General features: G+C 70.6%; 10 protein-coding genes. 5 read left to right on the forward strand and 5 right to left on the reverse strand.

From position 1 onward, the window contains the following. Window positions 1–138: 138 nt before the first annotated feature. Window positions 139–1,134, reverse strand: coding sequence for an LD-carboxypeptidase (locus OG892_RS27975; protein ID WP_371630589.1), 996 nt, complete (start codon window positions 1,132–1,134; stop codon window positions 139–141). Window positions 1,135–1,302: 168 nt separating this feature from the next. Between OG892_RS27975 and OG892_RS27980 the strand changes: the two genes are divergently transcribed. After that, on the forward strand, window positions 1,303–2,289 hold the full coding sequence (locus OG892_RS27980) for a linear amide C-N hydrolase (RefSeq protein ID WP_371630590.1): 987 nt from the start codon (window positions 1,303–1,305) through the stop codon (window positions 2,287–2,289). Window positions 2,290–2,300: 11 nt separating this feature from the next. On the opposite strand, the gene OG892_RS27985 is transcribed toward OG892_RS27980, so the two are convergent. From OG892_RS27985 to OG892_RS27995, 3 genes are read right to left on the reverse strand one after another with little or no spacing between them, the layout of a single operon-like run. Further along, window positions 2,301–3,617 carry an MFS transporter gene (locus OG892_RS27985; RefSeq protein WP_371630591.1) on the reverse strand — a complete coding sequence of 439 codons (1,317 nt, stop codon included), beginning with the start codon at window positions 3,615–3,617 and terminating at the stop codon, window positions 2,301–2,303. Beyond that, a complete protein-coding gene (locus OG892_RS27990; protein WP_371630592.1) occupies window positions 3,607–6,696 on the reverse strand; it encodes a DUF6271 family protein in 3,090 nt (1,029 codons plus the stop codon). Before OG892_RS27990 ends, OG892_RS27985 begins: the two co-directional genes overlap by 11 nt. Further along, window positions 6,678–7,826, reverse strand: coding sequence for a phytanoyl-CoA dioxygenase family protein (locus tag OG892_RS27995; RefSeq protein WP_371630593.1), 1,149 nt, complete (start codon window positions 7,824–7,826; stop codon window positions 6,678–6,680). Before OG892_RS27995 ends, OG892_RS27990 begins: the two co-directional genes overlap by 19 nt. A 534-nt stretch (window positions 7,827–8,360) precedes the next feature. Between OG892_RS27995 and OG892_RS28000 the strand changes: the two genes are divergently transcribed. The 4 genes from OG892_RS28000 to OG892_RS28015 all read left to right on the forward strand — a co-directional run bounded on the left by OG892_RS28000 (window position 8,361) and on the right by OG892_RS28015 (window position 11,268). After that, window positions 8,361–9,218 carry an aminoacyl--tRNA ligase-related protein gene (locus OG892_RS28000; protein ID WP_073736903.1) on the forward strand — a complete coding sequence of 286 codons (858 nt, stop codon included), beginning with the start codon at window positions 8,361–8,363 and terminating at the stop codon, window positions 9,216–9,218. Between the two features lie 93 nt (window positions 9,219–9,311). Then, window positions 9,312–9,572: an acetyl xylan esterase gene (locus tag OG892_RS28005; RefSeq protein WP_073736902.1), complete on the forward strand. Its 261-nt coding sequence runs from the start codon at window positions 9,312–9,314 to the stop codon at window positions 9,570–9,572. A 10-nt stretch (window positions 9,573–9,582) separates the two neighbouring features. After that, a complete protein-coding gene (locus tag OG892_RS28010) occupies window positions 9,583–10,233 on the forward strand; it encodes a 4'-phosphopantetheinyl transferase superfamily protein (RefSeq protein WP_371630594.1) in 651 nt (216 codons plus the stop codon). Window positions 10,234–10,533: 300 nt separating this feature from the next. Then, window positions 10,534–11,268, forward strand: coding sequence for a hypothetical protein (locus OG892_RS28015; protein WP_371630595.1), 735 nt, complete (start codon window positions 10,534–10,536; stop codon window positions 11,266–11,268). Between the two features lie 54 nt (window positions 11,269–11,322). Here OG892_RS28015 and OG892_RS28020 read toward each other — a convergent pair whose 3' ends face one another. Continuing rightward, window positions 11,323–11,706, reverse strand: coding sequence for a hypothetical protein (locus OG892_RS28020; RefSeq protein WP_371630596.1), 384 nt, complete (start codon window positions 11,704–11,706; stop codon window positions 11,323–11,325). Window positions 11,707–11,755 lie beyond the last annotated feature (49 nt).

Genomic DNA, 11,755 nt, shown 5'->3' on the forward strand with positions numbered 1-11,755 from the left:
GGGAAGCGTACGAGAAGTTCTTGAACACAGGTCCCGGGTTGCTCAATCCGTACAGGGCAGACCCGCTGGGAGGGAAGCCTGGTCGAGAGGCCGGCCCGCATTGGACGCCGATCCGCGTGGCCCAGCCACCCGATCCCGTCAACGTACCGCCGGTTCGAGCAGTGACAAGGTCCGCTGCCGTGCGTCGAGGGCGGCGCGGGTGCCGACGGGCATCGGGAGGTTCGGGCCGGCGTGGCCGAACTCGACGTTGCCCAGGACCGGGATGTCGCGGTCGCCGAGGGCGTCGAGGACCAGCTCTTGCAGTGTGGGGGATTCCTCGGGTGAGCCGAGTCCTTCGATCGCGGTCGGGATGCCCACGACCATGCCGGAGATGCGGTCGAGGATGCCGGCGTGCCGCAGGACCTGGAGGTAGCTCCACACGTGTGAGGCGAGGCCGCCCAACTCCTCCCAGAACAGCACCGCTCCGTCGAACCGTTCGAGCGGCAGCGCGTACCGCGTCGCCTGGTTCAGAGCGATGCGGTTGAGGACCCCGCCGATCAGGTGGCCTTCGGTGCGACCGGTGCGCCAGCACTCCCAGGACGGGCCGGGTGGCAGTGGGCCGATCGGGACCGTGCTGGTCAGCAGCGTCGCGTAGAGCTTTTCGAGTTCCGCCCTGCGTGCGGCGGGCGCGGTCTGCCAGTGTCCGCCGAGTCCGGGTGTGGCCAGGTCGGCGTGGAACCCCACCAGCCCCGTTTGTGCGTAGAGCACCAGATGCAGCAGCGAGATGTCGCTGTAGCCGAGGATCGGCTTGGGGTCGGAGCTGATCGCCTCGACGTCGATCAGGTCGAGGTAGCCGAAAGCCGTCTGGCCGCCGTCGTGCGCGATGATCGCGCGTACCTCGGGATCACGCAGGAGAGCGTTGAACTCCCCGACGATCTCCGCCGGTGTCGCCGCACTCCACCAATGGCGCCTCCCCGCTTCGAGCAGGGGTGCCCGCCGCACGCGGAACCCCATCCGATCGAGTACGGCTACCGCCTCCTCCAGGTCGGGTTCGTACTGTGCGTGCAGCGGCCCGGAGAGCGACGCGATCACGACGAGGTCTCCGGGCTTCAGGGCGCGAGGCAGAAGCGGTTGGGACTGCGTAGTAGTGGTCACCGAGGCAGTATCCAGACGCCCTCGGCACCCTGCGACCCAATTTCCGATCAACCGACCGGTGGGCCCTGCACGGGTGTGTCGCCAGGCTCGGCCTCGCACGAGAGACGATCATGGCTTCTGCCCACTACGGGCCAGTTCGGATCTCTGACGGGCGGAAAGCGAGAACGTATGTGTACGCGAGCACTCTGGGCCGACGCCGGCGGGGCGGTTCTTGCCGGACGCAACATGGACTGGATGGAGGAGATGGCGACGAACCTCTGGGCGTTTCCACGTGGCATGGCCCGTGAGGACGGCCTCGACGGGACGCTGACCTGGGCCTCCGCATACGGCAGTGTGGTCGCCGCCGCACATGACCTGATGACCGTCGACGGGGTGAACGAAGCCGGTCTCGCGGCGCATCAGCTGTTCCTCCCGGAGTCCGACTACGGCGAGCGGGACGAGAGCCGGCCGGCGTTGAGTGTGGCGGTCTGGATGCAGTACGTACTCGACAACTTCGCGACCGTCTCCGACGCGGTCGCCTGGATCGAGAGCTCTCAGCTCCAAGTCGTCGCGCAGACCGACCCGTCGAGCGGGAAACCGGTGACCCTGCACATGGCGCTGGACGACCGGACGGGTGACTCGGCGGTCGTCGAGTACCTGGACGGGACGCCTCGGGTGCACCATGACCGGGCCTACACGGTGGTCACCAACTCGCCTCCGTTCGAGGAGCAGCTCGCTCGCCTGCGCACGGTCGAGGGCTTGGGCGGAGCTGAGCCGCTGCCGGGCGGGACCGACCCCTCGGACCGCTTTGCGCGCGCGGCGTACTACCTGTCCAGGCTCCCGCAGCCCGGTAGCACCACTGAGGCCGTCGCATCACTGCTGAGCGTGATGCGTAACGCCGCTCAGCCCTTCCGCGTGGCCGACCCTGACAAGCCCTACGCCTCGCAGACCATTTGGCGCACCCTCGTGGACCTGACCAACGGCATCTACGTCTACGAGTCGACGTCACGGCCCAACATCGTCTGGGTCCGTATGTCCGGACTCGATCTCTCGGACGGTGCGCCCGCGCTGAAGCTCGATCTGGCCGGCGACACCGGCCTCGAAGGCGGACTCGTCGGAGATGTCACCGGCAGCTTCACCCAGGCACCGCCGATGTCCTTCCTGCCGGCGCGGTAGGACCGGCTCTTTCAGGCAGGCCCGGCCGGACCGACCGCCGGGACCTCCTCCGCGGTGATCGGTGGTTCCGGGGCGTCGGCCTCCCCCGGAGCCCGGCCCAGTCTCCGGATGGCGGGCACGCTCAGCATGACGGCGAGGCACACCACGGAGACGGCCGAGGAGAACAGCAGTACGCGGTCCGCGCCGAAGGCCTCGGACGCCGGGCCGGCCAGGGCCCTGCCCAGCGGGATGGCCATGATGGACCCGGCGACGTCATAGGCGTACACGCGGCTCAGCACGGCGAGCGGGATGTGGGACTGCACACTGGTCGCCCACATCACCCCCCAGAAGGCGAATCCGCAGCCGGCCAGGACCCCGGTGAGCATGGTGACGGTGAAGGACCAACCGAGCGCCGGGGCAAGCGGGTTGAGGGCGAAGCAGAACATCGCGCAGGCGCCCGCGACGAGCGGGCGGGTGGGCCGTACCCGCATGCCGAGCAGACCGCCGACGATCGTTCCGGCGCCGTCGGCGGAGGCGATCCAGCCGTAGCCGTCCGCCCCGTGCTGCTCGGTGAGCAGGGCGGCGCCCAGCGGCAGGGCCGGGCCGAAGACGAACAGGCCGTAGATCGCCCAGATGACGATGACGCCCCACAGCCAGGAGCGGGAGCTGAACTCGTGCCAGCCCGCCTTCAGGCGGTGCAGCACCGGGTCGTCGCCCTCCTCCCGGACGACGCTGAGCCTGCGCAGCGGTACGAGGACCAGCGCGCTGAGCCCGTAGGCCGCCGCGATCACGAAGTAGGAGCCCGCCACCTGCCAGTAGCCGACCAGCAGTCCGGCCAGGCCGGGGCCGACCAGCGCGCTCATCGCCTCGGATATCCGCAGCAGTGCGTTGGCGCGCTGGATGTCCGGCGCGACCTGCGGAACCATGCTGGCCACACCCGGCTGGAACATGGCGGTCGCGGCGCCGCTGAGCGCCATCAGGGCCATGATCTGCCACAGGCGCACCTCGGTGGTGAGGAGCAGCGCCGCGAGCGCGAGCATGGCCAGCATCCGCACCATGTCGGCGGCGACCATCATCAACTGCGGGGTGAACCGGTCCGCGAGTACACCGCCGAACAGCACGAGCAGGGCGATCGGTGCCATCCACGCGGCCAGCGCGTATCCCACACCCCCGGCGCCGTATCCGGCCCCCAGCACGGCCGTGGTCAGCGAGACCATCAGCATGCCGTCGGCGAGCAGCGAGGCACTTCGGGCGGTGAAGAACAGCCGGAAGGTACCCGACTTCCAGGGGCTGGGGAGCTGGGCGGAATCCGGTGACTCCGGCCGGTCCAGCAGTTCGTCAGTGGTCATCTCGCGTCGGCCGGAGACGGCCGTTCCCTTCCATGAGGACCCGCTGCCGGAGCCACGCGGAGCTGTCGCCCGGAGCGGCCGGCGGATCGTGAACGATGACGTACCGCACGGGCGCCAGAAGTCCCGAGGGACTGGGCCCGGAGATCGTTTCCATCAGCGCGGTGTGGGCTCCGTCCGGAGTGAGCGGCGCGCCGCCCGACGCGATGAAGGCCGTCATGCGCTCCCCGTCCGGCGCGGGCACGGAGCCGTCGTCCGTCGTGATGTGTACGGGCAGGCCGCCCAGGGCGCCGCTCAGCGCGTCCGCCACCGCCGCCGGTGAGACCCAGCAGCCGTCGACCTGCCGCCAGTCGCCTTCGCGCTCGGCGGGCCGGATTCCGGTGATCTCCGTCAGTGCGGCCAGCGGTACGTCCTCGTAGGCGACCGCCTCCAGCAGCTTCACCAGACCGGTGAGGAAGGTCTCCGCCTCCTCCCGGGGGAACAGCGCGGGGTCGGCCCACATCCCGAGGTGCAGCAGCGGCTGCGTCCGGTAGGCGAAGCACAGCAGGCGGGTCGGCAGCACCTGTACCGGACCCCAGTCGAGGTCGAGTTCGGCATCCTGCGCGTCGTCCCGGGTGTCCTGGCCCGGGGCGGGTCCGCGGGCCTCGGTGAGTCCGCTCACGTCGTTGAAGACCACGTCGCGCGCGAAGTGGCTGCCCCGCTCGAAGGTGGTTTCGCCGATCGCCTCCCACAGCCGTACCGAGTCGAACTGGCTGTGGCGGTAGGCGCCGAGCGCCGCCCCCCACGCTTTGCGCAGTACGGCGTCGAAGGACGGGCCCCGCACGTCGAGGGAGAGGAGCGCGTCCTGGGACAGGGTGTTCACCGAGCGGGCGAGCCCCGGGCGGGACCGGTTGGACAGCGGTGCGGCGGCGACGCAGGTGGACTGGCCCGCGCGGTGCGCGACGAGCGTGCACCAGGCGGTCAGCAGCACGGTGGGGGAGGGGCTGCCGGTGCGCTTGGCCGCCTGGGCGAGTGCGCGGGCGCCCCGCAGCGAGCGCAGGGTGAGCTGCGGCTGCTGCCCGTCGGCGCGGGTGGCCGCCGGTTCGGCGAACATCTCCTGGGGCCCGGTGCCGATGATCTGCTTCCAGTACCGCAGCGACGCCTCCGACCTGCGCAGTCCTGCCGGCGTTGCCTCTTCTGCGGCGAGGTCGAGCGGGGTGAGCGCCTCCACCGGGGGCAGCACGGCGCCGCCCAGCAGGGCGAGCCACTCCTCGTGCAGGACGGCGAGGGCGCTGCCGTCCGTCACCGCGTGGCTGGAGGACAGGGAGACGAAGGCCGGTGCTCCGCGCAGGCTGAGCACGGTGATGCGGAGGGGGAAGTCGCGGTCCAGCCGGAACCGCCCCGCACGGGCCTGGCGGGCCACCGTCTCCGCGTAGTGCGCGGGATCGGAGCCGAACTCCTCGTGGTCCAGCAGGCGTACGGTGAAATCGCCCTCGGCGGCGACCACTTGGGTGCGGGGCGCACCGGTGGGCGGTTCGGGGAAGGTGGTGCGCAGCGCTTCGTGGCGTACGACCAGTTCGCGCAGCGCGTCGAGCACCCGCTCCGCGGCGGTGCCCGCGGGCACCGGCCAGACGGCGTGGTTGTTGATGTGCAGGGGGTCGTCCCGCAGGATGCAGCGGATCATGTTCGCCTGCCCCATCGTGACGGGGCCCCGGCGTTCCTCGCCGCCCGCGTAGGCGACGGTGACGGTACGTTCCCGCCCCGGCCGGGGTACCCCGCTCGTGGTGGCAGTGGCGGTACCGGTGCCGAGGCCGGCGCGTCCGGCGGCCCGTACCAGGGGTTCCCAGGCATCGATCAGCAGCGCGAAGTCCTCCATGTCCGCCCTGGCCTCGTCGAGGAGGCGCCCGCGGCGCTCGGCGAGGGCCTCCGCGACCGCCGTGTACCGGCCGCCGAGCGCACGGTAGGAGCGCTCGATGACGTCGAACCGCTCTGCGTTCCCCGCCGGGTCGAGCTGTGTACTGCCCCGGACCAGCGCGGCGACGGCGCGGGAACGGACCCGGCCCGCCGGGTCCAGCAGGGTGTCGCCGGCCGCTGCCGCCGCCGCGTACACGGCGTTGAAGTACGGCATCGACAGCAGGAACTTCGCCAGCCGCACCTGGTAGGCGACGAAGCCGGCACCGGTACGGCGTTCACCGGTGTGGTAGTTGACTATGTGGCGGTTGTGCAGCACGCCGGGGAGGCGGGCGTCGTGGACCAGGTGGATGAGGAAGTAGTCGCTGCCGATGGTGTCGGTGGCGGGCGGCAGCGGAACCGCCCCGTAGACCCGGCTGTCGAAGCCGATGTTGCACATGTCCACACGGTTCGGGGCGACCCTGGTGAGGGTCGTGAGGTCGGCGGCGAACGGGCTCTTCCCGGCGCCGCGGAAGGACTCCTCGATCAGGTTCCGCCGCCAGATCTCCGGATAGCCCTCGGGCACCGACAGCCCGACGAGGTCGTGGTGCACGGCGGGGTCGAGCCGTCGGATCTCCTCGACGTCCACGGACATCTCGCCGATGAAGGAGCCCCCGACCATGGCCACCGGCCGGCCGGTGCAGGCGGGGTCGAGTCTGCCGCGCGATACCAGGTCCGCCACGTCGGCGGCCCGCCGCCCCAGGTAGGTCAGTTCCTGGTGGAGAGGGAAGACCGGCTCGCCGTCCAGGCTCTGGTACCGGCTGTCCGAGTCCCGGCGGTGCACCGATTCGCAGCCGAGCGCTTCCGCGATCAGGAAGGCCCGGTTGGTGCAGGCCCCGTACGACACACGCTCGGGCAGCATCAGGTCGAGCACCCGGTCCGCCTCTGCGATGCCGGATCTGGTGGCGATCTCCCGCAGGAAGGCCCGCTGCCGGTCCTCGTCGAGGTGGTGGACGACCACGCCGGGTTCCCGGGGCAGGCCGGAGACGGCCGCCCGGTGCCCGGTGAGCGTCGGGGCGTCGGACGAGTCCAGGATCAGCAGGTGCACCTCGACGCCGAAGTGCCGGGCGCCGTGGGCCGCCTCCGCGGCGACCGCGGCGATGGTCTCGGCGCAGGGCCGGTTGGTCGGGAGGGTCAGGCAGACGCGGCGCACGACGGCTCCTCGCTCCGTCCGCCGGCGAGCGGCTCCTGGTCCTGGCTCCGGCCCTGCTCCTGGCCCTGGCTCTGCTCCTGGCCCTGCTCCTGGTCCCCGTCGCTCCACGAGGTGAGGCCCAGCAGCCGGCTGCCGAGCCCGTCGAGCGTGGCGGTGGGGTAGCGCTTGGACTCGTGCCGGGTGAGATCGCCGACCAGGGTGCGGTTCCAGCGCGGGGTGCGCAGGTGCCGCCAGGACTCGACGCGTGAGTGCCGCAGCCGCTCGTGCTCCTCCAGCGCGGGCATCATGGACAGGTACTGGACCGCCCGGACCCCGTCGCGCGAGGTGTTGCGCGCCACCCCGTGGGCGAGCAGGCCGTTCCAGATCAGCAGATCGCCGGGGTGCAGGTCGGGCCGTACGACCGGGAACTCGGAGCGGTCCACCGAAGGGCGGATCGGGTCCCGGTCCGAGGGACTGGCGGTCTTCCACTCCTCGAACCGCCGGAACAGCTCGGGGTTGCACTGGAAGCCGCCCGTCTCCGGGCTGGTGTCGTTGAGCGCGATGATGCCCTGCACCCGCTGCGGCGGGACGCCCAGCGTGGTGTCGATGTCCCAGTGCAGCTCGATGTCGAAGCCGCGGTCCGTGGGGTCGATGAGGGCGCGGTCCCGGTTCCCGACGTTGGGCGGGTTGAGGTTGAGACGGTCCAGGGTGACCCACAGCTCCTCGCAGTCCCACACGTCGACGAAGGCGTCGTACACCCGCTGGGCCTGGCGGTTGTTCCAGAGCAACTGGTGGTGGTAGGCCTCGACGAAGCCGTAGACGTGCAGCTGACGGTCCAGTTGCGAACGGAACGGACGGTCCTCGTACCAGCTGTCCGGCCGGTCCGGGTCGAGACCCTGGAAGTCCCACGTGAAGTCCAGCAGTTGACGGGCCGTCTGTGCGGGCACCGCCTCACGGACGACGACGTAGCCGTAGGTCTGCCAGTGGGCGAAGTCCTCCTCGGACAGCACCCGCAGCGGCCGCGACTTGCTCAGCTCCCGCAGGGTGGTCTGCGCGAGGTAGGACTCGCCGTCGGCGCTGAAGTAGGGGCGGTCGGACGCCGCCCGGTGCAGCCGGGGGCGGCGGGGGCCTTGCGGGGTGTTGGGTATCACTCTGACCTTCTGGGCAGGGGGCCTTGGGCGTCCTGACGGTGGCCCGGGGTCCGGTTGGCAGGCGCCGGAGGAAGAGCGCGCGGGGGGCGTGAGAAGGGCATGGCGGACACGGACTCCTTCTCGGCCGGGGGCAGCGCGCCGCAGCCCGCGGGGAGGTGCGGACAGCAGGATCGGGGGCGGTCACTCCGGCGGATCGGTGGAGATCCCGCGATCAGCACAGTGGTCCAGACCATTACCTCTGTCAAGCGACGCGCCGGAGCGGGCATACGGGCGGGTTTCGCCGTCGGGGGCAATGTGCCCCTGCCGTAAGGGGTTTCGTCATCTTTGGTCTAGACAAATTATGGAGACCCGTCCTAAGGTCCCTACGTGGCACGGCCCCTGATGGGGCGTCCGCCGGCGCACTGCGTTGCGTTCCGGTGAAATCGCCACCTTCCCGCAGGACTTCACTCCGCCCTGACCAGCGGAGCGGGACGTTCCGCCCTGCCGATGGACCAGCTCCTCGGCGCTTCGCCACCCTCAGAGGGAGCGGTCTGCATGAGCACATCCGACACCACGACGCCGCCGGGCATCACCCTGAAGAGCCCGGCACCCGGACTGGTCCCGCTGGACCCGGTCCACACCGCACTGCTGCACGGCCTCGACTCCCTGCTGACGGGGCTGGCGGCCAGACTCTCGGCCCCTGAGGTGGTGGGCCCGCCGCTGCTCGCCGCGGAGGGGCTGTCCCGGCTCGACTACTTCCGCAACTTCCCCCATCTCGGTGTCGCCGCCGGACGTTTCGCCCCGGACGCCTTCGACGGACTGGCCGGCGGGCAGCAGCCGGGCGGCCTCCCGCTGGAGCCGACCGGCCACCTCCTGCCCTCCGCCACCTGCTACGGACTGCTGCTCTCGCTCGAGGGGCAGGACATCGGCGCCGACGGACTGAGGCTCTCGGCGACCGGCCGCTGCTACCGCAACGAGACCCACTACGACGGGCTGCGGCGGCTCTGGGGCTTCCACATGCGTGAGGTGCTGTACCTCGGCACCCAGGACGGGGCATCCGAACACCTGGACCGGGGAGCGGAGTTCATCCGCGAGGCCGCCGCCCTGCTCGGCCTGGAGCTGACCCGGGCCGCGGCCGACGACCCGTTCTACGACAAGGGCGGCTCCCGTGCCCGCCTGATGATGCTGGACCCGGTGAAGCACGAGTTCAGCGCCCCGGACGGCACCGCGATCGCCTCGGTCAACCGGCACCGCAACTTCTTCGGCGAGCGGCTGGACATCCGCGCGGGCTCCCCGGACCCCGTGTACAGCTCCTGCGTCGCCTTCGGCGTCGAGCGCTGGGTCCACGCGATGGTCCTCGCCCACGGAACCCCCGAGCGGGCCCTCGACCGCCTCCGCCGCGCCCGCGACTGAACGCCTTCCGGCCCGGCGACCGGCCGGTCCGCCCCCGGGCCCCGGCCGGTCCGCCCCCGATAACACCCGTACGACAAGGAACGGTTCCACACCATGGACAGCATCACCGCCTGGCTCCACGAGAAGAACCCCGGCCTCACCGGCACTGTCGCCCCGGACGAGGACCTGATCGAGGCGCGGCTCATCGACTCCATGGACTTCCTGGAGTTCATCGACCTGCTGGAGGAGCTCTCCGGCAACAGCATCGACCTCCAGGAAGTCACCATCGACGACTTCCGGACCCTCGACCGCATACAGCGAACCTTCCTGACCCCGCCCGTCCCCTCGGCGGCCTCCGGGGCGGTGTCCGGTTGAGCGTCCGCCGTTGATCGCTGGTCTCCCACCGCGCCAGGACCACGTGGTGGCCGCGGTGGCCACCACGGCGGAGGTCCTGTCCCACCCGGACCTGGACGCGGACATGCTCGCCCCCTGGGAGCACCGACGCCTGGACCGGATACGGGTGCCGGCCCGCCGCGACGACGTTGTGGCGGCGCGGCTCCTGCTGCGCCTGTGCGCCTCGCGCTTCACCGGCCGCGCCCCGGACGCCCACGAGCTCATCCAGTTCTGCCCCGAGTGCGAGCGGTACGAGCACGGCCGCCCCTCGCTCCGGGACAGCCCCCGCACCGGCGTCAGCATGAGCCATGCCCACGGCCTGGTCGCGGCGGCGGCCGGTCCCGGCGCCGTGGGCATCGACGTGGAGCCCTCCACCCGCCGGCCCGGCCCGATGGCGGTGCTGCGACGGATGCTGCCCGAGGCCGATCTGGAAGCGGCCACCTCGCAGGACCCCGGTCCCGGACTGCTCCGGGCCTGGGTACGCCGGGAGGCCCTGCTGAAGGCGGGCGGCGCCGGTCTCCCGCTGCTGGAATGGGAGGACCCGGGCCGTGGCGCCACGGCGGCGGTGGCGAGCGCCGCACCGGTCGACGTCCTGCCCGGGATTGACGTCCTGCCCGGGATTACGGCCCCCGGCTGCCGGTGAGCCGGCGCCCCCACTACGCAGGATGCCTCCGGCCGACCGGCCGCGGGCGCTACGGCGGCCCGCACAAGCCCTGTTGGGGTTGTGCGGGCCGCCGTCGTGTTGGTTCCCTCCGTGCCCGGCGAGTTCCGTTCCCGTCCGGTTGCGTCCCGCTTTCCCACGACCCGGCCGGCGTTGAGCGGGAGCGTGGTGAAGCCCCGGGGGACCGACCTGCGGCGTAGTCAAAACGTGACTGGAACTCGGCTTATCCCTCGGTAAGATCGTTTCTCCAATGCGTTACTCCGTGAAAATGTCAGGAACAAAATGAGATTGCGAAGGATCCTGCCGGCCGTCGCCGTACTTCCGGCCCTCCTGGTGATATCCGCGTGCAGCAGTGATGCGGACGGGTCCGACGCCAAGAAGGCCACGCCCAGCGCGAAGAGCAAGCAGAGTGCCGAGGAGAAAGAGGCGGCAGAGGCGAAGCGGATCGGGGCCCTTGACACCAAGCACCTCGAAAAGGTGACTCTCACGGGGACGACCAAGGGGATCAACGCCAAGAAGGTGGCCAAGGCGGAGGTTGAGGCCGGGCGGGGAATGAAGGCGGACAAGAAGGCATGCCAGCCCCTCGCCAGCCTCATCGGCGGATTCACGCACATCCCTGCCGTGGGTGAGACGCACCGATCCCTCCAGCCCGTCGAGGCGACCAATGCGACAGTGGGCTCGATGTGGCTCGCCTCGCATTCGGAGGAGAACGCCACCCAGGTCATGAAGGACCTCCGCGCCGCGATTACCGCGTGCCCCAAGGGATTCAAGACGCTGGGCCTTACGTACGGCAAGGTCGAGAAGCTTCCCGCGACGAATCTCGGCGACGAGAGCGTCGACTACCGGATCACCGGTGACATCGGCAAGCAGAAGGTGCCGATGACGTACACGGTCGTGCGGGAAGACGGCGTTGTCGCCGTCTTCTACGGCGTGAACATGCTCGATGCGAAGAAGGCCGCGATCTCGAAGAGCTTCATCCAGACGCAGCTCGACCGGATCGCGGGACAGTCGGGCTGACGCGGACTGCCTGCGCGGGACGGGGGCTCGGTCCCTGTCCCGCGCAGGCGCTGGTCAAGAGCCGTTGACGAACTCTTCCAAGGCTGGGCCCGTCATCTCGACGACGACGGCTTCGTCCCGCCAGGCTTCGTCGGGAAGGTGGGGCCGGTCATCCTCCGCGCGCAGAACCGCCGGCCGGTCCGTCAGGGTGAGACTTGCCCCGAGACGATCCACCAGCCGAGCCAGTATTTCGAAGAACTGGCCGGGCGGGAAACGACTGACTGCGATGCAGACCTCGTTGATGTCGAGCTCCACCTCGTGGCCATCGGCCGTCCGGATCCGGACGCCGGCCGTCAGGTCCTCGTCGGCATCGACGATGTACGGCGTCAGAAGCTGCCGTAGGAGCTCCATATCGAGGGGCTCCGGTTCGCCATTCCGATAGCGGAGCACAAACAGCATACGACTCATTTTCTGGACCTCACCGCAGTCTTTCCTCGAACGATTCCGG

The organism is Streptomyces sp. NBC_00341 (assembly GCF_041435055.1).
Classification (GTDB): domain Bacteria; phylum Actinomycetota; class Actinomycetes; order Streptomycetales; family Streptomycetaceae; genus Streptomyces.

Excerpts from the sequence above, each read along its gene's own strand:
- OG892_RS27980 (WP_371630590.1), top strand. The coding sequence starts at position 1,303 with ATGTGTACGCGAGCACTCTGGGCCGACGCCGGCGGGGCGGTTCTTGCC.
- OG892_RS27985 (WP_371630591.1), bottom strand. The coding sequence starts at position 3,617 with ATGACCACTGACGAACTGCTGGACCGGCCGGAGTCACCGGATTCCGCC.
- OG892_RS28000 (WP_073736903.1), top strand. The coding sequence starts at position 8,361 with ATGAGCACATCCGACACCACGACGCCGCCGGGCATCACCCTGAAGAGC.
- OG892_RS28005 (WP_073736902.1), top strand. The coding sequence starts at position 9,312 with ATGGACAGCATCACCGCCTGGCTCCACGAGAAGAACCCCGGCCTCACC.
- OG892_RS28015 (WP_371630595.1), top strand. The coding sequence starts at position 10,534 with ATGAGATTGCGAAGGATCCTGCCGGCCGTCGCCGTACTTCCGGCCCTC.
- OG892_RS28020 (WP_371630596.1), bottom strand. The coding sequence starts at position 11,706 with ATGCTGTTTGTGCTCCGCTATCGGAATGGCGAACCGGAGCCCCTCGAT.